19 protein-coding genes are annotated in these 21,282 nt (G+C 65.7%); 2 read left to right on the plus strand and 17 right to left on the minus strand.

Features of this window, described 5'->3' with window-relative positions; genetic code table 11:
* The first annotated feature begins 44 nt into the window (after positions 1 to 44).
* Complete coding sequence (locus tag XCSCFBP4642_RS0113580) at positions 45 to 701, plus strand: HNH endonuclease (protein ID WP_029220274.1); 657 nt, start codon at positions 45 to 47, stop codon at positions 699 to 701.
* Between the two features lie 643 nt (positions 702 to 1,344).
* Complete coding sequence (dxs, locus tag XCSCFBP4642_RS0113585; protein WP_033899235.1) at positions 1,345 to 3,261, plus strand: 1-deoxy-D-xylulose-5-phosphate synthase; 1,917 nt, start codon at positions 1,345 to 1,347, stop codon at positions 3,259 to 3,261.
* A gap of 237 nt (positions 3,262 to 3,498) precedes the next feature.
* Here dxs and XCSCFBP4642_RS0113590 read toward each other — a convergent pair whose 3' ends face one another.
* The 17 genes from XCSCFBP4642_RS0113590 to XCSCFBP4642_RS0113670 all read right to left on the minus strand — a co-directional run bounded on the left by XCSCFBP4642_RS0113590 (position 3,499) and on the right by XCSCFBP4642_RS0113670 (position 21,259).
* The gene (locus tag XCSCFBP4642_RS0113590; protein ID WP_029220276.1) at positions 3,499 to 4,752 is read right to left on the minus strand and encodes a glycosyltransferase; all 1,254 of its coding nucleotides are present in this window, start codon (positions 4,750 to 4,752) and stop codon (positions 3,499 to 3,501) included.
* On the minus strand, positions 4,742 to 5,353 hold the full coding sequence (locus tag XCSCFBP4642_RS0113595) for a hypothetical protein (protein ID WP_029220277.1): 612 nt from the start codon (positions 5,351 to 5,353) through the stop codon (positions 4,742 to 4,744). Before XCSCFBP4642_RS0113595 ends, XCSCFBP4642_RS0113590 begins: the two co-directional genes overlap by 11 nt.
* Positions 5,331 to 6,482, minus strand: a complete 1,152-nt coding sequence (locus XCSCFBP4642_RS0113600; RefSeq protein WP_029220278.1) for a glycosyltransferase — start codon at positions 6,480 to 6,482, stop codon at positions 5,331 to 5,333. Before XCSCFBP4642_RS0113600 ends, XCSCFBP4642_RS0113595 begins: the two co-directional genes overlap by 23 nt.
* Complete coding sequence (locus tag XCSCFBP4642_RS0113605; protein ID WP_029220279.1) at positions 6,473 to 7,432, minus strand: NAD-dependent epimerase/dehydratase family protein; 960 nt, start codon at positions 7,430 to 7,432, stop codon at positions 6,473 to 6,475. The genes XCSCFBP4642_RS0113600 and XCSCFBP4642_RS0113605 overlap by 10 nt, the downstream gene beginning before the upstream one ends.
* A complete protein-coding gene (locus XCSCFBP4642_RS0113610; RefSeq protein ID WP_029220280.1) occupies positions 7,429 to 8,277 on the minus strand; it encodes an MBL fold metallo-hydrolase in 849 nt (282 codons plus the stop codon). Before XCSCFBP4642_RS0113610 ends, XCSCFBP4642_RS0113605 begins: the two co-directional genes overlap by 4 nt.
* Entirely contained in the window at positions 8,277 to 9,275 is a 999-nt protein-coding gene (locus tag XCSCFBP4642_RS0113615; protein ID WP_084624518.1) for a 3-oxoacyl-[acyl-carrier-protein] synthase III C-terminal domain-containing protein, read from the minus strand. The genes XCSCFBP4642_RS0113610 and XCSCFBP4642_RS0113615 overlap by 1 nt, the downstream gene beginning before the upstream one ends.
* A gap of 256 nt (positions 9,276 to 9,531) precedes the next feature.
* On the minus strand, positions 9,532 to 10,548 hold the full coding sequence (locus XCSCFBP4642_RS0113620; protein WP_029220282.1) for a TraB/GumN family protein: 1,017 nt from the start codon (positions 10,546 to 10,548) through the stop codon (positions 9,532 to 9,534).
* 95 nt (positions 10,549 to 10,643) lie between these two features.
* On the minus strand, positions 10,644 to 11,105 hold the full coding sequence (locus XCSCFBP4642_RS0113625) for a cupin domain-containing protein (protein ID WP_029220283.1): 462 nt from the start codon (positions 11,103 to 11,105) through the stop codon (positions 10,644 to 10,646).
* A gap of 34 nt (positions 11,106 to 11,139) precedes the next feature.
* The gene (locus tag XCSCFBP4642_RS0113630; protein WP_029220284.1) at positions 11,140 to 11,931 is read right to left on the minus strand and encodes a WecB/TagA/CpsF family glycosyltransferase; all 792 of its coding nucleotides are present in this window, start codon (positions 11,929 to 11,931) and stop codon (positions 11,140 to 11,142) included.
* 4 nt (positions 11,932 to 11,935) lie between these two features.
* Positions 11,936 to 12,730 carry a polysaccharide pyruvyl transferase family protein gene (locus XCSCFBP4642_RS0113635; RefSeq protein ID WP_029220285.1) on the minus strand — a complete coding sequence of 265 codons (795 nt, stop codon included), beginning with the start codon at positions 12,728 to 12,730 and terminating at the stop codon, positions 11,936 to 11,938.
* 48 nt (positions 12,731 to 12,778) lie between these two features.
* Positions 12,779 to 13,981 (minus strand): GumK N-terminal domain-containing glycosyltransferase, encoded by a 1,203-nt coding sequence (locus tag XCSCFBP4642_RS0113640; protein ID WP_029220286.1) that lies wholly within the window; start codon positions 13,979 to 13,981, stop codon positions 12,779 to 12,781.
* 64 nt (positions 13,982 to 14,045) lie between these two features.
* Positions 14,046 to 15,548 (minus strand): lipopolysaccharide biosynthesis protein, encoded by a 1,503-nt coding sequence (locus XCSCFBP4642_RS0113645; protein ID WP_029220287.1) that lies wholly within the window; start codon positions 15,546 to 15,548, stop codon positions 14,046 to 14,048.
* The gene (locus XCSCFBP4642_RS0113650) at positions 15,545 to 16,582 is read right to left on the minus strand and encodes a glycosyltransferase (protein WP_029220288.1); all 1,038 of its coding nucleotides are present in this window, start codon (positions 16,580 to 16,582) and stop codon (positions 15,545 to 15,547) included. Before XCSCFBP4642_RS0113650 ends, XCSCFBP4642_RS0113645 begins: the two co-directional genes overlap by 4 nt.
* Positions 16,579 to 17,721 carry a glycosyltransferase family 4 protein gene (locus tag XCSCFBP4642_RS0113655; protein WP_029220289.1) on the minus strand — a complete coding sequence of 381 codons (1,143 nt, stop codon included), beginning with the start codon at positions 17,719 to 17,721 and terminating at the stop codon, positions 16,579 to 16,581. Before XCSCFBP4642_RS0113655 ends, XCSCFBP4642_RS0113650 begins: the two co-directional genes overlap by 4 nt.
* A 67-nt stretch (positions 17,722 to 17,788) precedes the next feature.
* Positions 17,789 to 18,826 (minus strand): acyltransferase family protein, encoded by a 1,038-nt coding sequence (locus XCSCFBP4642_RS0113660; RefSeq protein ID WP_228325651.1) that lies wholly within the window; start codon positions 18,824 to 18,826, stop codon positions 17,789 to 17,791.
* Positions 18,827 to 18,884: 58 nt separating this feature from the next.
* Positions 18,885 to 19,973 carry an acyltransferase family protein gene (locus XCSCFBP4642_RS0113665; protein WP_029220291.1) on the minus strand — a complete coding sequence of 363 codons (1,089 nt, stop codon included), beginning with the start codon at positions 19,971 to 19,973 and terminating at the stop codon, positions 18,885 to 18,887.
* Entirely contained in the window at positions 19,970 to 21,259 is a 1,290-nt protein-coding gene (locus XCSCFBP4642_RS0113670) for a hypothetical protein (RefSeq protein WP_029220292.1), read from the minus strand. Before XCSCFBP4642_RS0113670 ends, XCSCFBP4642_RS0113665 begins: the two co-directional genes overlap by 4 nt.
* Between the last annotated feature and the right edge of the window lie 23 nt (positions 21,260 to 21,282).

The raw sequence follows: 21,282 nt of genomic DNA on the forward strand, positions 1-21,282 counted from the left end.
GCGATACACAAACTGCCAACGATCGGGTATAAGCTGTTTTCCCGATGGAGACAGACACGCACGTAGGTGATGTGATCTTCCCCGGAGGCACCACTGCCCCGGTCGCGGGCAGCGCTGTCGCTGCAATCCAGCAGCTGCCCACCCTGCGCCTGCTCTCGCTCGATGCGCATGGCCGGGTCCTTGACTGGATCAACTGGCAGGATGCTGCCTGCCTGTATGCACGCGATGCGGTGTCCTGGACCCTGGGCGAACCCTGCATGCAGATCCACGGCGGCATCTCGCGGCTCACCGGCGAGCGCAGCACGCTGGAACTGCACCCCATCATCGCCGCCCGTGGCCATGCCCGCTCGCGCGCGCTGGACCCCACACCCACACTCAGCAATACCGCCCTGTTCGCGCGCGACTCGCAGCTGTGCCTGTATTGCGGCCAGCATTTCAGCCGCCCGCACCTGACCCGCGACCACGTGATGCCGGTCTCCAAGGGCGGGCGCGACACCTGGGAGAACGTGGTCACCGCCTGCTTCCAGTGCAATTCGCGCAAGGCCAACCGCACGCCGCAGCAGGCGCATATGCCGCTGCTGGCGGTGCCGTACCGGCCGAGCTGGATCGAGCACCTGATCCTGTCCAACCGCAACATCCTCTCCGACCAGATGGCGTTCCTGCGCGCCCAGTTGCCGAAGCGTTCGAAGTTGTCGCTGTAGGGCGCAGTGGTCTGCCGCGGGCGGTCCACTGCGGCCCGGACTGGATCGCGGCGCGTCCCAGGTCACTGCAGGGCATCCACCGATCCGGCACGGGTTGCGCACGCGCAGTGTTGGACACGCCCGGCGTTGCCGGCAGCTGCAGACGCCGTGTCGTGTTCTTGCCAACGCCCTCAACGCTTCCAAACCGCACATCCTGGCGCTCTGCAACCCAGCCACTGGACCGGCACTCCGGCGCGCGGCCCGGCAGTAATCCTGGAAGCCATGGGCATGCGCAGGCCCGCCACTGGCTGTTGGCGGCCCGGATCGCCGCAGCTGCGCAACGGTGCTCCACCGCAGTGCCGACGACGGCAGCAGAAGCAAACCGCTCAACATTCGACATTGCTCGGCTTGATTGCGAACACACGCCTGCACCTGTCAGCGCACGGCAATGCGCCGCTGGAGATCGCCTATCGCCTATCGCCTATCGCCACTTGCCCGTAAGCACTACGCAGGGTGCGGCAGATTGCCGCAGGCGGCTGCACGCAGGGTATAGCCCAGCAACACCGGGCCGCGGCACCCTCATCGCCCGCTGACAGATGAACCGGTTTGCTTGCCGGGCCTTCGCATGGGGAGGACAATATGGTTTCAGCACATTGACACGATGATGATCGACTCCACCCGCTATCCGCGCCTGTCGCGTATCCAGACCCCCGACGACCTGCGCCGCTTCGACGAGGCCGAGCTTGGGGCCATCGCCGACGAGCTGCGCGCCTGCCTCATCGAATCGGTGGGCAAGAGCGGCGGGCACTTCGCGGCCGGGCTGGGCGTGATCGAACTCACCGTGGCCCTGCACTATCTCTACCAGACTCCGGTCGATCAGCTGGTGTGGGACGTCGGGCATCAGACCTACCCGCACAAGATCCTCACCGGCCGGCGCGACCAGATCCATACGGTCAAGCAGAAGGACGGCGTGGCGCCGTTCCCCAAGCGCGAAGAGAGCGTCTACGACACCTTTGGCGTTGGCCATTCGTCGACCTCGATCTCGGCCGCGCTCGGCATGGCGATCGCCGCGCAGCGCAACGGCGACGACCGCAAGGTGGTGGCGGTGATCGGCGACGGTGCGATGACCGCCGGCATGGTCTACGAGGCGCTCAACCACGCCGGCGGCATGAATCCGGAGCCGAACCTGTTGGTGATCCTCAACGACAACCGCATGTCGATCTCCGAAGCGGTGGGCGGGCTGACCAAGATGTTGGGCCGGGCAAGCGGCAGCCGCACCCTCAACGCCATCCGCGAGGGCGGCAAGAAGATCCTCGGCGACAAGAAGAACAACCCCACCGCGCGCTTCGTGCGGCGCTGGGAAGAACACTGGAAGGGCATGTTCGTGCCGTCCACGCTGTTCGAGGAAATGGGGTTCCACTACACCGGCCCGATCGATGGCCATGACCTACCCGGCCTGGTCGGTGCGCTGAAGACGCTCAAGACCCTCAAGGGCCCGCAGCTGCTGCACGTCATCACCACCAAGGGCAAGGGCTACGAGCTGGCCGAAGGCGACCAGATCGGCTATCACGCGGTTGGCCCGTTCGACCCGAGCAAGGGCCTGGTTGCCAAGACCGGCGCCAAGAAGCCCACTTATACCGATGTCTTCAGCGACTGGGTCTGCGACATGGCGGCCGCCGAACCCAGGCTGCTGGTGATCACCCCGGCAATGCGCGAGGGCTCGGGGCTGGTGCGCTTCAGCAAGCAATACCCGCAGCGCTACTTCGATGTGGCCATTGCCGAACAGCATGCGGTGACGCTGGCTGCCGGCATGGCGACCCAGGGCGCCAAGCCGGTGGTGGCGATCTATTCCACCTTCCTGCAGCGCGGCTACGACCAGCTGGTGCACGACGTGGCGGTGCAAAAGCTCGACGTGCTGTTTGCGATCGACCGCGGTGGCGTGGTCGGCCCGGATGGCGCCACCCATGCCGGCAACCTGGACCTGAGCTTCCTGCGCTGCGTGCCGCACATGGTGGTGATGGCGCCGGCCGACGAAGCCGAATGCCGCCAGATGCTGAGCACCGGCGTGCACTACGCAGGCCCGGCCGCGGTGCGCTACCCGCGCGGCACCGGCCCGGGCGTGGCACTGGATGCCTCGCTGACCACCCTGCCGATCGGCAAGGCGCAGCTGCGCCACAGCGGCACGCGTATCGCCCTGCTGGGCTTCGGCGCGTGCGTGGACGCCGCCGAGGCAGTGGGCCGCGAACTCGGCCTCACCGTGGTCAACATGCGCTTCGTCAAACCGCTGGACAAGGCGATGCTGCTGGAGCTTGCCCGGACCCACGACGGCTTCGTCACCATCGAGGACAACGTGGTGGCCGGCGGCGCGGGCTCGGGCGTGTCCGAGTTGCTCAACGCCGAGGGCGTGCTGATGGCGATGCTGCACCTGGGCCTGCCGGACAGTTTCCAGCACCATGCCAGCCGCGAAGACCTGCTGGCCGAGGCCGGCATCGACCAGGCTGGCATCCGCGCCGCCGTGCTCAAGCGCTGGCCGCACTTGATGGCCACCAGCGCGCCGACGCTGAACGCCGCGGCGGGCTGATCCCGCCACGCTGCCACATCGCCGCCAGCGGGAATCGCAATCAAACCGGCATGTACCGCGTGTACATGCCGGTTTTTTCTTTACCGGATCCGCTCAGTACTTGCCGGACGGGGCCATGCACGCGACGACCTGTCGCATCCCCGCCCATCTCTGTTGCGGTCATCGCAGCCCCGCGCCGCCCCCCCATACCGGCACCGCGCCAATACCGGGCTGACGCCGCACAGCTGCGCGCAAGATCTACGCCGGCACCGCGCCGGTACGCTCAAACCCGTCCACCAGCTCCACGATGCGGCCACGCGCCTGCAGGTCGTGCAGCTCCTTCTGCAGCCGACGCACACCCGGGTCCGGCTCGGAAGACGCCAGTGCCTTGCGCAATAGCGCCGGCAGCCCATCCAGTTCCCGCAGCCACCATGCCGCACCAGCGGCCTGCAACCGCGCGGCGTGGTCGAACTGGTCGTAGTCCAGTGGATACACGATGGACGGCAGCCCGGCCGCCAGGCAGGCGTACAGGATGCCGGCACCGCCGTGGTGAACCACCAACGCATAGCGATGCAGGTACTGCGCATAGTCCACGTAGGGCAGACGCCGATAGTTGTCGCATGCCGGCTGCTGCGGCGCGGCGATATCGCCATCGCTGAAGTGGAACACCACCTCGGGAAACTGCGGCGCCAGCGCGCGCAGCACCGCATCCATGCGCTGTTTGACCCATTGCAGATGCGTGCCCAGGGTCACCAGCACATGCCGCCGTCCGGCGAGAAACTGCGGTGCCTGCACGGCTGCCGGCGGCGTGCACAATTGCGGCCCGACGAGGCGCAGCGCGGCGGGCCAGTGCTGCGCGAATTCGAACGACGGTACGCCCAAGGCCAGGATGCACTGCGGCGAATACACCGCCTCGCTGCCATCGTTTCGGTACAGCGCCGGCAGTCCACAGGCCCGCATCTGCCGCCGGTAGCAGGCATGCAAGGTGCGCTTGAACCCGCGGGTGAGCCGCCGGGCGATCGCATGCCAGGCATGCTGGCGCAGCGTGGTCGCAGGCAGCAGACCACCGAAGTAAGCCGGCGGCCCGTCGCCGGTTTCGATCACGCAGGGCGACGGCATGCTGGTCCACCAGGCGATACCCATCGCCTGCGCCGCCAGCCCGGCACTAGGCAGGGTGAAATCGGCGATCACCAGGTCCGGCCGCCGCGTGCGCCAACGCCCCTGCAGCGCATCGCCCACCTGCGCCATCAATCCCAGCGCGTCATGCAGCTGCCGGCGCAGACGCACGGGGTGATGGCCGACCGCATGCGGCGGGTTGGCGATCTCCAGCAATACGCGGTCGGCTTGCGCATCCAGGACACCTGCACCGCGCAAGCCACATGCCTGGATACGCGCCTGCGCAGCCGGCGTGCTGATCACGTGCACGTCGTGATGCGGCGCCAGCTGCCGGGCGATGGCCAGAATCGGATGCAGATGCCCGCTGTACGGCGGGGCGACCAGATCAATGCGCATGCACCCTGCCCCGCAGCGTCTGCTGGACCGTGGCGACGAAGGTCTGGCACTCGGACAGCACGTCCGCAGTGGTCAGGTAATCCATATGCCCGCAGGCCGGCGCCAGCTGCACCGGCCCGCGAAACAGCGCACGCGAAATCCAGTCGCCGCGCCCCTGCACGCTATGCAGATGCGCGAACGTAGCCGGGTTGCGGCACACCGGGCCGTAGGCGAACACGGCCAGACGCGCGCGCAGCTCCTGCGGCAGCTGCAGCGCGGTGAGCACCTGCAACCCGCAACTGCCGGCCAGCAGCACCGTCATCGGCGCCTGCGCGAGCAAGGCCTGCACGCTCATGCGATCGCTGTGCGGCACGCGCGCAGCGCGTGCGGCCAGGTATTGGCGCGCGTTGGAGAGGCTGGCGCGCCACAGCGCAACGCGACGGTGCGGCGCCATGTCGCTGCGGTATGGGTAATTGCATGCGATCAACTGCCGGCCATCGCCGTGCAGCTGCTGCAGAAAATCGCGTTGCTGCGCGCTCAATGCACAGCTTGCCGGATCGCTCTGCCCGGTGAGGAAGGCGATCTGCATTGGCGACGCGTCACTGCGCACGGAAGCGACCATCTGCCAGCACGCGGTAACGCCACGTGCGCCAGGCGATGCTGCGTACGCAGGCCGCGTGCAGCAGGTGCAGCGGCTGCAGGCATTCGGCCAGGACCGACAGCAGCGGCCGATGGCGTACCGCCCCGGTGCTGCGCCACTGCACCACACACAGCAGCAGCGCGCGCAGCAGCAAGAGCGTCGCCCCGCATGCGATGGACCAGCCGCCGGGCTGCACGCAGATGCCAAGCAACAGGGCCACCAACAGCAGCGGCGGCACCCCCTGCAGCACCGAGATGGCACCGGCGATACCGATGCGCTGACGGCACAGCAGGATCAGGGCGAACAGCATCCAGCGATGCATCTGACGGGTATAGCTGGGCAGATCCGGCATGGCGGTACGCATCGCCACCGGGGCGATGGATTGCCGGATTCGGCCACCACGTTCGCGCACCAGGGCGGCCACGGCCAGATCGTCGGTGAGCTGGTCCAGCACGCCGCCAAGACCGCCCCAGGCACGCAGGCGTTCGGTACGCGCGGCGTAGCACATGCCGTTGATGGTCAGCGGCGCGGCGAACGGCAGCCAGCCCAGATAGGTGAGCGCGGCATTGTTGTTGACGAACTGCGCCAGCAGCCGTCCGGCCAGGGTGTCGCTGTCGCGGTAATGCGGCAACGCGGTGACCAGGTCGGCGTGCTGCAGATCGCGCAGCAACTGCGCCAGCGCCGTTGCGCTCAACTGCGCATCGTCATCCAGCACCAGACTGATCGGCGCCTGCACCTGCGCAAGCGCCGCCTGCAGCTTCCACGCCTTCGGATTGAGATCCGGCGGCGCGGCGGGTACCTGCATGCGGGTAATGCGTACCTGCCGATACTGCGCCACAAGCGCATCGGCCACCGTGTTGCCGGCGCGGTCGTCTGCGTCCAGCAGCCACAGGAAATGCGCCTGCGGCAGCGCCTGCAGGTTGGCGGCCAGCACCTGCTGCAACTGCGCGTCGCCTCCCAGGATGGGCTGCAGGATCGCCACATCCGCCTGGCTGGCTGTAGCGTCGCGCAATGGCGCCATGCGTGCGCGGCGCATCACCCACAGCGCCGCAACGGTCTTGACGATGAGCAAGACCAGATAGAGCGCTGCCAGGGCCGACACTAGGCCCATTGCGCCGCCTGCCAGCGGACGAACGCCTCCACGCCCTCGTCCAGACCGACACTGGGCGGCCCCAGATCGGCCAACATGCGCTGCGGATTGAAGGTCTTGGAATACGCGAACACGCCCACGCCGAAGCGCGTGATCGGCGGCTCGCTGCGCAACCGCAGCAAGCGATACGCGCCCTCCACCGCGCTGGCCATGCGCAGCGCCGTGCCGATGCGCACCTCACGCTGCGGCAGCGGCAAGTGCAGGCGTGCCAGCACATCCAGCAACAGCTGCTGCACGTCCACCGGCTGCGCATTGGTGAGGTTGTAGGCGCGCTGCAGCTGCGGTGCGGTGGCAGCGCGGTAGAGGTAATCGCACAGCGCATCGATGTAGATCAGATCGCCGATCACCGGCTGGGTCTGGCCGACAAACCGCGGCAGCGCGCCCTTGCGGGCCGCCGCGATCACGCGCGGAAACAGCACCGTATCGCCCGGCCCGAACACCGCACGCGGGCGCACTACCGACCATTGGCCCGGATACGTCTCGAGCAGCGTTTCACCCAGGTATTTGGTCTGCGCATAGGTGTTGACGAAGGCCGGGACGATCGGGCTGTCCTCGTCCAGGTCGTACTGATGTTCCTCGCGGTAGAACACCGAACTGGACGAGACATACAGTAGGCGCGGGCAACCGTGCCGCTTGCAGAAGTCGATGACGTTGGCGGTGGCATGCACGTTGTGCTGGTGGAACTGCGCGCGCGTTCCCCACGGCGAGGCCAGCGCGGCGGCGTGGATCACCACATCCGGTTGCCAGTCCAGCGAGAACGGCTGGCTCAGATCGATGCGGTGATAGTTCGGCAGCGCGCTGGCGCGGCGGCCGATGCCGTGGATCTCCACACCGGGCTGCCCCTGGAACCGCCGCAGGAACGCGCCGCCGACAAAACCGGATGCACCGGTCACGAGAATGCGCAGGCTCATCGCCACTCCGGTTGATAACGGTCGAGACTGGGCTGGCAGTGCGAAGGCAGGATGACCAGCTCCGGATGCGCCTGCGACAGGCCATGCAACTGCTGCACGGTGCGCTGGAAGGCGGACCAATCGTGCATCACCAAACGGGTGGGCCAGGCCGGCCATTGCAGCCCTGCCCAGGTTGCCGACGACCACACCGCGTCTGCGCACAGCAATACGTCGCGGTCCTGTTGATCGCGTAGCCACAGCCCCATCTGCCCCGGCACATGTCCCGGCAGCGGCACAGCGAGCACGCTGCCGTCTTCGAACAGATCGTAGGCAATGCCCAGGCCCTGCCAGGCACCGGCCAATGCACGCTGCGGCGCCTGTTCGGCGAACTGCAGGCGCCGATCGAAATCGGCCGGCAGCAGCTGTGGCAACAGCGCGCGCCGCAACCCGCCCAGGCGCGAACAGCTGCGCAGCTGCGCGTAGTCCGCGCGCAGACAGATGAAACGCGCGTTCGGCAGATCGCGCAGGCCGCCAATATGGTCGGCGTGGAAATGCGATATCAGGCACCAGGCGATCTCGTCCAGCTGCACGTCACGACGCGCCAGTTGCGCGCCCAGGGTTTCGTGCGCCGGCAGCGTCACCGGCGTGGTCCAGCGGTACAGGCGTTCCGGCCAAGGATCGGTGGCGCGAAAAAAATGCTCCGCATAGCCGGTGTCGTAGAGCAGCGCGCCGCGCTGCGGGTGCCGGATCAACACGCTCAAGGCCGGAAACTCGACCGCATGCCAATGCCCATCGGCGCGCACCATGCGCTCGCAATGCCGGCAATGGCCGATGCGCAGCAGGTCGAGGGAAACGCGCGGCGCCATCAGTAGCGCAACACCATGCCACCGATCGCCAGGCCGGCGCCGGTACCGAGCAAGGCGACCAGCTCGCCGCGCTGCAGTTGCCGATCCACCACGGCGTGATGCAAGGCATGCGGCAACGAGGCGGCCACCTGGTTGCCGGTGGTCGGCAGGATGCGCACCACCTGCCCGGCAGGCAGCCCCAGCGCCCGCACCACATGATCCAGGCCGCCACCGGAGGCCTGGTGCGGCACCAGCCAGCGCAACGCAGTGGCCGCAACCCCCGCCTCGTCCAGCAGCTGCGTCCAGAACGTCGGCAGGTGACGCGCGGCAAAGCGATACGCGCCGCGGCCATCCATCCAGAACAGGCGCGAGGCCGCGGGTGCGCTTGCTTCTCCGTGCGGCGCGCGGGTGCCGCCGCCGCCGATGCGGCACAGGTCCGCGCCGTTGCCATAACTGGCAAGGCGGCTGGACAGCAACGCCGAGTCCTGCTCTGCACTGCTGCGCCCGACCACAACCGCGGCAGCGCCATCGCCGAACAATCCCGCAGTGCCGGGGTTGGCATCGTCCAGCCCGGCCGAGGCCACTTCGCTGGAGACGATCAATACGCGCCGATAGCGGCCCAGGGCCAGTGCACTGGCGGCCATGTCCAGCGCCACCAGGAAGCTCAGGCAGGTGGCATTGACATCGAATGCGGGAATGCCGGAATCGCCCAAGCCCAATGCGCGCTGGATCAGCACCGCCTGACAGGGAATCGGTTGCTCCATGACCGCACAGGCCGAGATCAGGCAGTCGATCTGGCTGCCGTCGATGCCGGCATTGTCCAACGCCTGCCGCGCCGCGGCCGCTCCCATCGACGATGCCGTTTCGCCCTCGCCCACGTAGTGGCGGGTGACAACCCCCAGGCGTGCGGCCGTGGTTCCAGCCGGCAACTGCCAGCGCGCGTCCAGCTCGCCCGAAGTGACTTCGCGCGCCGGGACATGGCGCCCGGTGCCCAGGATGCGCAGCGGCAATGCGTTCAACGCGACAGCTCTCGGCAAAGAAGGCGCGCAGCATACCTTGGCAGGAACGGCCGGCCTAACCCCCGCACGGCCAGTCGCCCTGCCCGATCGCAATGCCATCCGGGCGGCGCGCGACACGGCTGCGTCGATCGGGCACGGCAAGCACCACTCCAAACGGCTGCAAGCACTGCACAACCCACATCGCGGGCGCACCGCAGCAGGCACTCGCGCGTGCAGACGCGCCTGGGGCGCGCGCGCCGCCCTGCGCGTCAGGCGATCAAGGCGCCTCCACTTCGTAGCCGAGTGCCTGCAAGCGGGCCAGATAGCCGTCGCGCGCGGTCAAGCGACTGATCGGCAACACCGCGAAGGTGCTGCGATTGCGCTGCAATGCGGCGCTGGCGATGCCGAGCCAATGTTCGCGCATGCGCCGCTCCAGATCGTCGATGCCGCGCTTCCTGGCCGCTTCGGAACTGGCCATCGCGCTCATGCACGCCGCCTGCGGATCTTCGCGCGGCAACTGGCGCAACGCTTCGATGTCGCCCACCGACCAGGCATTGGCGCGTTCGACCATGGTGGGGAGATCGCGCTCCACCGTCACCAGGATGCTGCGAAAACAGGCAGTGTCGTCCATGCCGCCGGCGCGAAATTCCTTGAGCGCCTGCCGCGGGTCGGTGATCTTGTAGTCCAGCGCAGTCGGTGTCGGCTTGATACCAGCGCGCTTGGCGGCACGCTCCACCACCGACCAGATCACCGGCGAGCGGGCCAGACCCGACCGTTTCAGCGCCGCCTGGTACAACTCGCCAGCGGCCAGCATCGGGCGCTTGCGCTCCACGCCGCGATCGTTGCCGATGTAGCGGGCCTTGGCCACGCTCCAGCGCGCGTAGAGATCGGGCGGCAACACCTGCCGCAGTTCGCGGCCATCGGCGTTCTTCATCGCCTTCATCGCCGACGGCAGCAAGGTGAGTTTGCCGAAGAACCCCATGTCCGCATCGAGCTGCACGGTCGGCGCCATCAGCACCTGTTGGGACTGGCCGATGATGGTTTCCACGTCACTCGACTGCCATTGCAGGCGCTTGGGCAACGGCGACTGCGTGCCCAGGATCCACAAGACGTGGTCGCCCTTGCTGACCTTCCACAAGCCGGGCCCGGGCTGCACACCGCGCACAACCATCGCTTCCAGATCCACCACCGGCGGTGGTACCGGTGCCGTCTTCGGCGGCAACGTGTCGCTGGCTGCCGCCAGCAGCGACACCAGCATCAGCCCCACTCCCCACCCCACTGCCCTGTGTCGCATCGCGCATCGCCCCCTGTGTGAGGCGGACATTACGTGAAGCCGGCACCCGCCGCGTTAGGGAAGCGTTGCACCGGGCCAGGAGCGCATGACTGACATCAGCCCGGGGCCAGCGTTGCCAGATGCGCTGCCAACGGCGACGCGGGATCGAGGAGCGCAAACCCTTCCCAGACGAAGCCCGGCGAGACCGTGCATCCCACCAGGGTGAAGTCGCCCAGCGAACGTGCCGCCTGCCACTGCCCTGCGGGAACCACCTGCATCGGCTCGCCGCGTTCGGCCGCGTCCAGGATCAGCCGCTGCAGTTGTCCGCTGGCTTCGTCATAGAGCAGCAACTCCAGGGCGTCGCCCTGCTGCCACTGCCAGGTTTCCTCGGCATCGACGCGGTGCCAGGCACTGCATTCGCCTGCAGCCAGCAGAAACCGGATAGCCGTCAGCGCCGGACGGACCCGTCCGTCGTCGATCACCTGACGGGCAGAGGCGTAAACGCGACGGAAATGCCCGCCTTCCGGATGCGGGGCCAGGTCGAGCGAGCGGATCAGGGCAGCGGCAGTGGGATGCATGCCCGCATGCTAGGGCAGCAGACGGCGCCGTGCATCAAGGTAGATGCTTGCCCGCGCGCAGGCAGGTGCGGAAAAACACCAGCAAGTCCCAGCTATAACGCTTGAGCAGGCGACGCGGCTCGTTGAGCAACCGGTACATCCACTCCATGTGCAGTCGGCGCACCCAGTCCGGCGCGCGCCGGGCAGTGCCGGACAGGAAGTCTAGCAGCGCACCGACGCCGAACACCAACGGGACACGCAGCGCGTGGCCGTGGTCCAGAATCCAGCGCTCCTGCAGGGGATTGCCGAACGCCACCAGCAGCACATCGGCGCCTGACCGATTGATGCGTTCGGCCAGGCCTTCGCCGGCGGCGGCAAACTCGCCATAGCCATCGCACATACCGACCACCTGCTGCCCCAACGTTCCGGTCAAGGTTGCCGCCGCCGTCGCGCCGACACCCGGACGCCCGCCCAACAGGAAGAACTTCAACGGCTGCGCGCTTTGCCGGCACAGGTATGGGATCAGGTCGGTACCGTTGAGGTTTCCGGCGAAGCGGCGGCCATGAATCAACCGTGCCGCCAGATCCATTCCAATTCCATCGTTGACGATGCGCACGCTGGGTTCACGCATGCGCATCCGCAACGCCTGGCACTGCACGACGAAATTGGTATTGGCAAAGAACACCCGGCGCCGTTGCTGCGCCGCCAACGCATGGAACAGGTCCAACGCGAAGGCTTCCTGGGTCGTGGACAGCACCGGAAAGCCGCCCAGCGGAATCACCACGCCCGGCGGCGCCTCGACGGCGGCGGCAGTTGTGTCCACATGCATGCGCTGGCCCTGCATCATCGAATCACCAAAGGTCGTAAGGGAAGGCAGCCAGCAAGCCGGCTTGCAGCTTTTCCACATCGAAGCTGCCATTGCCGCCCAGCGCCAGGCACTCTTCCACGGTGTTGCCCGAGTGCCACTGGGTGCGCCCGGTGCCGTAGTAGTAGTCGTCGTACTTGAAGCGATCTTCGCCATTGCCCCAGTCCAGATACACCGCCGGGATACCGTAGGCCTCGGCCAGGATCAGGCCATGCAACGAACTGCTGACCACCAACTCGGCGCCCAGCAGACGGCTCATGAAGGTCGCCGGCTTGACGTTCGGGAATACCAGGTGATCGGCGTAGGCGCTGTATTTCTCTACCGGCTCGTTGAAATGCGGAACGATCGCGAACGGCCGCTTCTCCACCGGGCCCAATGCCTCGGCCGGGAAGAACATCGGGGTCAACAGGCCCGGGTCGCCATAGACTTCCGGCACCACGATGCCGCGATCCAGCAGGAATTGACGGGTCTTGGGCCCGCGCACCGCACGCACGTCCAGCGTGCTGAAGGCATTGCGCTCGGCGGGAATCTTGCCGTTGATGCCGCTGCCCCAGACGGTGTCGCCGTCTTTGGCGAAATGCAGCACCGAACCGATCGCGATGAGCTTCTTGCTGAGATCGCGCTTTTCGATCAGCGTCTTGTCCTGCAACGACAGCACACAGGATACGATCACCTTGGAGAGGTGATCGCCCATGTTGACGCCAGCGTTTTTCGGCTGCCACCAGAACAATGCGCGACGTTCTGCGTGTTCTATCCACTTCTGCAGCAAAGCGTTGGCCATTACAAAGGATCTCCTGTGTCCAAAAATGTGCGAGGTGCGCCGCGTCGGTCAATGCGAGAGCGCAGCCTCCGAGGAAGCACGCGCGGCGGAGCCGGTGTGCTGCGGGTACAAACGGGTTTCCGGATACGCGGCCGGATCCAGCACGCGGTCGGTGGTGTCCGACCAATTCAGACATTGGCGGTAGCGCACATGCGGCGCATCCAGCGCCAGGCTGATCGCGGCAACGATCGACTCTGCATTGCCGGGGGTATAGCCAAAGCGGGACTGGTACGGCCCGACCACGGCGTTGGGGCACACGGCCGGCAAACCAAAGAAGTCGTACTGGAGCAGCTTCATCGAGCTGTCGGCCAGGTAGATCGGGACCTGTTCCGAGGCGTATGGCGCAATACCCAAACGCGCGTGCTTGATGTAGCCGATGGTCTCGGCGTGTTTCATTTCACCATAGACCACGACGTTATCGCCATAACCCGGGTGCCGGCCCATGCCTGAGCCGATCACGTGGAAAGTGACTTGCGGAAACGCCTTGCTGGCCACCACGAAAAATTCCGGATCGAACAACATCGACCCCACCGCCACTGCATGAATTCCCTCGCCATACGGCGACGGGTCTCCCAGTTGATCCAGGTTGTGATCCACGCCATGGCCTACGTGGTAGACATTGTCGCGGCTGGCGATTTCGTCTGCCATGGCCGGCGATACCAGCGCAATCACGTCCAGCGTGGGCGCCACCCGATCGAACTCACGTTCGATATAGGACGCCACGTTGATCGTGCTCAGGCCGTCGGACGCACGGTACACCAGCTTTGCCGCAGGATTGGTGCGCTTGGCGAGTTCGATGAACGCCACCGCGATACCGCTTTCGAACACGATCACATCGGCTTCGCGCATCCAGTCGCGCAACTGGCGCGGCGGATGCGCCGCATACCAGCGGAACATCGCATCCTCCACCGACTGCAGCCAACTCCGGCGCGTGTTGAAGGGGTGCACCGTGGTGCGCCACAGGTAGCAATCGACACCCTTGTGCGAGACCACGGTGTTGGCGGTTTCATCCAGCGGCAGGCGCATGTCGCCCTTCATCCGCGACAGGCGGCTGTAGCGCAGCGAGAAGAACCGCGTGGTACCGCGCTGCGCGAGCTGATCGGTGATGAAGTGGATATTGGCGCGGCGCGGCGTGCGGTAATCGTGGGCGGACAAGACCAGGTAGCAGGGCCGGCGAATGCCGGAAGCGGCGGCGGCGGGTGTGTCGCTCATGGGCCGTGTCCTATGAATGAGTGAGAGAAAGCATGCCCGACGACAGGCGAAGACGATGTCGATCTCATCGGCGCGCCTTGGCCTGTGTCAGCAACTTGCGGATATTGATGATGGAGACCACGTCACGACGGAATGCCGGCCAGATGCCCAGCATCAACAGGCAGACCGCGGCCATCACCGCAGCGCCAACGCCCAACTGCTGCCACAACGGGCCGCCCACGGTAACCGACGCGTAGTACGCGCAGCCGCCGGCAAGTCCATAGGCCGTCATCGCACGCACTGCGTTGACGAATAGCGCGCCGACCGGCATGTCGGAAACCTTGCCGACCCAGATCAACGACAGCGGCCAGGTCACCAGCAGTCCGAAGGAATACCCGATCGCCACACCCATGGCGCCCCAGCGCGAACCGACGAAGATGCAGACGATCAGCACGATACGGCTCACCAGCGAATACACCAGCTGCTGCCGCATCAGACCCCTGGCCAGGAACACCCAATAAGTAGCATAAGCGGCGGTCTGGAAGATACCGCCGAGGGTAAGCACCTGGAACAGTGGCACCGCCTCACGCCACTGTTCTCCAAGTACCAGCACGATCAACGGCATCGCCAGCGCACAGGCGAACGAGAACAATGCCACGATCAGGTGCACCATCACCGTCTGCCCACGCAGCAGGAACGCGCTGAAACGCTCGCGGTCGTCCTGCAGCTGCGACAGCACCGGCAGCGCCACGCTGGTGGCCGGTGCGTTGATCTGGTTCAACGGCATCATCAGCAGCTGGAATGCGCGGTTGTACAGGCCCAGCGCATCCGGGCCGGTGCGCCAGCCGATGATCACCTGCCCCACGTTGCGGCTGGCATACCCCAGCAATTGCGCCGCCATCAGGTTCCAGCCGAAGCTCATGAAGTCGCGCATCGGCGCCGCGCGTTGGTAGCCGCCCGGCAACCAGCGTGCGCAACTTGCAGCGATCACCAGGTTGATCGCTGCCTGCACCACCTGCTGCACCACCAGCGCCCAGTAACCCCATCCCAGCAACGCGGCAGCCACCGCCGCGCCCAGGCCCAGCACCTGCGAACCCACGTCGCTCAGCGCCACCTGGCCGAAGCGCAGCCCGCGGCTCAGATGGGCGCGATACTGCGTGGTCATGCCATTGATCAGGAAGGTCACCGCCAACGCCTGGGAAATCGTGACCAGCGCAGGCTCTTTGTAGAAATTGGCAATCAGATGCGCCGATGCGAACACCAGCACCGACAGCCCCAGACCGATGCCGCTATTGATCCAGAACAGGTTGTCGCGCTGTTCGCGGCTGACGTGCTTGGCCTGGACCGCAGCGGCCGACAGGCCGAAATCGCGCAGGATTTCCGCTGCGCCGACAATGGCGGTGACCATCGCCATCAGGCCGTAATCGTAGGGCGTCAGCAATCGCGCCAGCAGGATGATGCCGCCGAACTGCACCACCATCTTGGCCGACTGGCCCAGCATGGTCACTGCGGCACCGCCAGCGGCACGCGAACCGAGACTGCGCTGCGGCGGCGCGGGAGTCGGCGGTGTAGGCGTTTGAGCGGTCACAGCGCAGCGTCTCCATCCTTGCCCAGCGCTTCCAGATAGGTGCGGTAGTGCAGCTGCCCGATCCGCGGCCAATCGCGCTGCGACAGATCCGGTGCCGGTCCACGCGGCGCCGCGCGTACCTTGTCCAGCATGCCGGTCAGCAGCGCTGCATCGAAGTCGCCCTCATACAGAAACACCCAGCCCGGCCCCACTTCTTCGGCGATCGCCGCATTGGATTCGCTCCACGGCGCCAGCACCGGCCGCGCCAGCGACAACGCCAGCAGCAAGGTGCCGGAGTTGTGCATCTGCCGGTACGGCAGTACCACCAGTTCGGCTTCACTGACTTCGCGCGCCAGCACCGGCTCTTCCACGTAGGCCAGCAGTGCGCTGATGCGCGGATCCTGCACGCACGCATCTTCCACCAGGGTCCGCATCTGCGGTGTCGCCGGGTTGCCGACGATCCGCAGATTCAGGCGCGCGTCGTCGACCTCGCGCATGACCTCCAGCAGCGTTTCGACGCCCTTGTACGGGCGAATCAGGCCAAAATGCAGCAGCCGCCCGGGAACAACGCTGCCCTGGGGCATGGTCGCGAACCAGTCGCGATAGTGGCCGTGCAGAATCGTGTCGGTGAACGGCGGACGCGGCGGCGTGGTCGCATTGATACGGATCCAGCGGCGGGTGAGCCGATCGATCCAGCGCAACAGGCTGCGTTCGCGCCAACCGCGATCTTCATGCGGCGCCAGATTGTGCAGGGTCCGCACGACCGGCGTGCCGGTCACCTGCAACTTGAGCAGCAACAAGGCCGCGCACATTTGCTTGGCCAGCGTTCCTACGGCGCTGGGATGGCGCAGCAGATACTCCGGCCAATGCAGGTGCAGCACGTCGTAGTGCGATAGCAACGCGGCGCGCATCGAGAAGAAGCGCGGTTGCACCGCGTCCGGGAGCGCGTCATACAGCTGGGTCAGATACGGGTTGGTGTTGGCGTTGGGCTGCTCGGTCGAGAACAGCACCGTGAGCTGCGGCTTTGCCGCCGCTGTGGCTGCGGGCGCGCTCATCGCCGCGTCTCCTGCGGCCTCGGCGTGCCCAATGCGATGTGGTACTCGTCGACGTAGCACCCGACCACGTGCTTCCAGTCGTATCGGCTCACATAGGCCATGGTGGCCGCGCGACGGCTCGCAAAGTCCGCGTCTGCCGTCAGCGCCAGCGCCTGCACCTGATCGGCCGCCGCCTCGATGCGGTCGCGGTTGACGATCACGCCCTGCCCCGATTCGGTGGCAAGCCGCACGAACGGCGGGATGTCGCTGAGGATCGGGATCAGCCCCGCGCTCATGGCCTCCACCGCGGCGATACCGAAGCCCTCGTGACGCGACAGGCAAACGAAGAACTGCGCCTGCTGCATCAGCGCGCGCAACCGTTCCTGCGACGGCGACATGCTCAGCTGCACCATGTCCTGCAACCCGCGCTCGGCGATGGCCTTGCGCAGGTCGGCCTCGTTCAGGTCGTACTCGCGGCCGGCGATGATCAGACGCCACTGCGGGTCGCGGGTGAGCGCAGCCTGCAGCAACTCCAGGGTTTCGATCAGGCCCTTGTTGACCGACCAGCGACCGAAATACAGCATCGTCCGGCCCGGTGTTGCAGCGCCCTGCCCCGCATATTTCTCCACATCCACGCCGTTTTCGATCACGCGCAACCGGGCGGGCGCGACCACCTTCGCAAACAGGTCGCCGTCGTTTTCGCTGGTTGCAATGACCCGCGAATATGCCAGTGCCGAAGTACGCGTCAGGGTCTGGAACCACAGCTGCTTCATGCGCGAGGCGTAAGCGGTGTGGAAGAAACCACCATGCGTGGACACCACCATCGGCTTGCGATGCAAGAGCTTGGTCAGCGCCAGATAGTCGTAGAAAAAATCGATGCCATGCAGATGCACCAGGTCCGCAGAGCGGATCGCACTCAGCACCGAGGGCGCCAGCGGATAACGCGACGAACCACGATAGCCGATCCGCCGGATCGGCAGACCCTGGTAGATTTCCTGCGGCGCCAGCTGTGCACCCGGATCGGTGAACACGCGATCGAGCGTGACCACCTCCACCGTATCGGCACTGGTAGCCTGATGCTGGCGGGCCACATTGAGAACGACTTCCTCCATCCCCCCAATCGACGGGTGGAATTGGCGGACGACATGCACCACTTTCATTTACGCCAATCTCCTGTGCCAGCGACGCGCACGCATGTGCTACGACGGCTGATGATTCTGTAATTCGTCATTGACCCTTCAACCCCAACATCCATGGCGCCAGACGCACCAGCACGGCGCGCATCGGTACGGCGCATGCAATCGCGAACGCGCTCAGGCCCATCGCCCAGATCGGCGTACCGATGAGCCCACGATCCACCAACCCGGTCCGCGCAACCACGCTGGTCGCTACCAGAAACACCAGCGTGTGCGTGCAGAGAATCAGCAAGGTGTTGGTGCCGATCCACTGCACCCATTGCCGGTTGCGAAGGAAATAGGCCACGCACAAGGTCATTGCCGTGCCAAGCAGGCTGACCAGCAGGAACAGCGCCGGCCAATGCCCGAACTGCAGGTCGTTGACATCCACCTGCCCGTTCCAGGCAGCCAGCACGCCCCATGCAGCAACAAAGACCGGTAAAGCCAGTGCCCATGCCAGTGCCGAGACCGAACGCAGCGCATCGGCAAACCGCGACAGCGCACCGCCGAAGGCGATGAAGAACAACGCAACCGGCAACACATCCAGCGCAAGCGGCAGGCGCATCTGCAGCGACGGAAACCTGCTTGCCCAGGCCAATGCGAGCGGCAAGCTGAGCGCGGCCACCACGGTGGCGCTCAGACGTGCGCGCAGTGCAATGTAGCTCAGCGTTGTGACAAATAAGGCAGGCAGAAACCACAACGCCGGGAGCACATACAAACGTGTGCCGTTGGCCCATACCACACCGACGAATGGGTGCCACCACGGACGCGCGCCCGGTTGCTGAAATGCATGATTGAGCACGGCCATCAACAGCCACACTCCGTAAGCGACCAGAAAAAAGCCCAGGTATGGGATCAGCAGCGTCCGCGCCAGCTTCTTGACCGTGGCCACGTTCAACGCACGGTGCCCGAAGCGCTCGCCTACACAGCCGGAGAGCACGAAGAACAGCGGCACATGGAAGCTGTAAGCAAACAGCTTGTAAGCCGGCGGCATCCCGCTCGCATGCCCAAGCACAACCAGCACGATCGCCAGCGCCTTTGCGGCATCGATCTGCCAATCGCGCGCGGCTGCGGCCGCTGGCCGGGCCATCGTCCTGGCTGGCTCCGCAGCCGGAGAATACGTCCCCGTTCTCATGCCGCAGCGCCGGTCATGCCGTCACCGTGCGCGCACCCAAGGTCCACGGAGCAAAGCGCATCAGGAACCAGCGCATGGGTACACACGCGGCCAGCGCGAACAGCGTGACGAAGATCGCCCAGCCCAGGCCCGGGCGCGTAGAGCCGAAGCCACCGGCAACTGCTGCAATGCCGGACAGCACAAAGAACACCAGCATATGCGTGCACAGGATCAGCAGGGTGTTGCGACCGATCCACTGGATCCATGCCCAGCCCTGCACCAGCCGCGCCGCGCAGATCACCATCAATGAGCCCAACACCGCGCTGAGCAGGAACACCGCGTGGCTGCGTCCGAACTGCAGCATGTTCACGTCGATACGCCCGTTGATCTGCGCAAGCCAGGCCACCGCAAGCGCCAATACCACGGTCACCACTGCGCTGACCGGCAGCGATGTCGGCAGGCGCGGCGATACATGGATCAGCAGTGCGCCGAGCGCGTAGAAACACAACGACACCGGTAGTACGTCCAGTCCGAAAAAAAGCCGGACTCCCTGCGCAGGGAACCAGGTCATCCAGAACCACGCCGCCGCCAGCGCCACTGCAGCGATTGCCAGCGGCGGTAGCACCCGACGCAGCAGCAGATAGCCGACCACGCTCACCAGCATCACCGGCAGGAACCATAACGGCGGCTGCACGTACAAATCGGGACCGATGCCGGTTAACAGCGACACAATAGGCTCCCACCAGGGATGACTACCCCAGCGCGCTGCCTTCTCACCGATATTGCGGGTCAGCAACCAGTACGCATAGCCCAGCAGATAGAAAGTGACATAAGGCAGCAGCAGACTGCGCGCCTGCTTGGTCATCGTCTGCGACAGGCTGGTAGTGCGTGAGGCATAGCCTGCCGCCAGCCATCCCGACACCAGAAAGAACAACGGCACGTGGAAGCTGTAGGCGAACAGGGTCATGCCATGCGGCACGCCCTTGGCATGGCAGAACACCACCAGCAGGATGGCAATCGCTTTGGCTGCGTCGATTCGCAGATCGCGGGCGCGCCCGCCGGCCGCAACGCGTGCGCCAGCGTCATGCACCCCGGACGATGCCGGGCGTCCCGCCGCGCTCACCTCGATGCTCCCGCAGGCAACGCCAGCTGCGTGTTCTCATTGACTGGATCGTGCTTGACCGCGACCTCCCGGCTCGCTGCTGCAGACCAGGTCGGACGCAGGTGCCAGAGGCAGCCGCAGACGAACCACCACAGCGCCGAGGTCTTGATCGAAAAGTAGCCGTTGGACACCAGCAGGCTCAGCGCGAAGGCGAAGATGGCCAGGTTCTTGAACAGCTGGCCTTCCTTGCTCGGCATCAACAGCAGGAACGAATACGACAACAGGAACGCCAGCACGCCGACAATCGACTGCGACGCAATGAAGTACGAGATGCCGCTATCGAAGTAGCGGTACGCCTTGGCGAAATCCAGCCCCATCCAGGACTCGAACGAGAGATTGTTCATCGAATACACGGTGAAGAACACCCGGCCCATCGTCGTGTCCTGGTAGGCGGTGATCCCGGTGACCCACACCAGCAACCATGCGCTCATGATCACCAGCAAAAACACCAGAAACGCCAGGCGCTGATCCAGACGTTTCAACAGCGGCGTCAGCAACACCATCAACACGCAGGTGCCCGCCGCAAGTCGTCCGTCCGAGGCCACGATCATGAAACCGATCAGCCCCACCGACAGGATCAGCGCAGCCGGACGCATCCAGCGCCAGAACACCAGCACGATGGCAGTGAAGAAACAGATGTAGTTGCCCATCGTCACCGGCTCGATGAACATCGAGGAGGCGCGCGGCAGATTGGAGCCGGGCAGGAAGTTGCGTTCGCCCGGACGCGTGGCGCTGACGAACAGATTGCTATCTTCGTTCCAGAACCCTTCGGCACTCATGCCGCGCGCGTTGACGAAGAAACTCTTCGGGTTGACCAGGTCGCCGTACGCGGTCGGCATCGCCAATTCGAACGCCGCTACCAACGAGACGATGATGGTCATGCGGATGAACAACTTGGGCACCGAGCCGGTATACGCCGAGCCCAGCACCACGAACGCGAACACCACCAAGGCGTCGCGGAAGAATTTCGGGTCAATCTGCCAGTTCACCAGAAACCGCACGAACATCAGCAGGACGATCAACCCAAGTCCGCTGATGATCAGCGCAAGCCGCTTGCGGCTCAGCGACCCGAGGCCCAGCAGGAAGCAGGCCGCGTAGACCATGAACTCGACCGCGTAGGTGATCACCGGCCGGACGGTGAACACGTTCGCATTGATCAGGGCCAACACCAGGTTGTAACCCACCCCGACCAGCAACGTCAGCTCGATGAGCAGGTTGTGCCAGCGAACGCGGGTATCTTCGCTCATTCGGATCAGCACGCAGACGCCTG

The organism is Xanthomonas cassavae CFBP 4642 (assembly GCF_000454545.1).
In the GTDB taxonomy this organism is placed as follows: Bacteria; Pseudomonadota; Gammaproteobacteria; order Xanthomonadales; family Xanthomonadaceae; genus Xanthomonas; species Xanthomonas cassavae.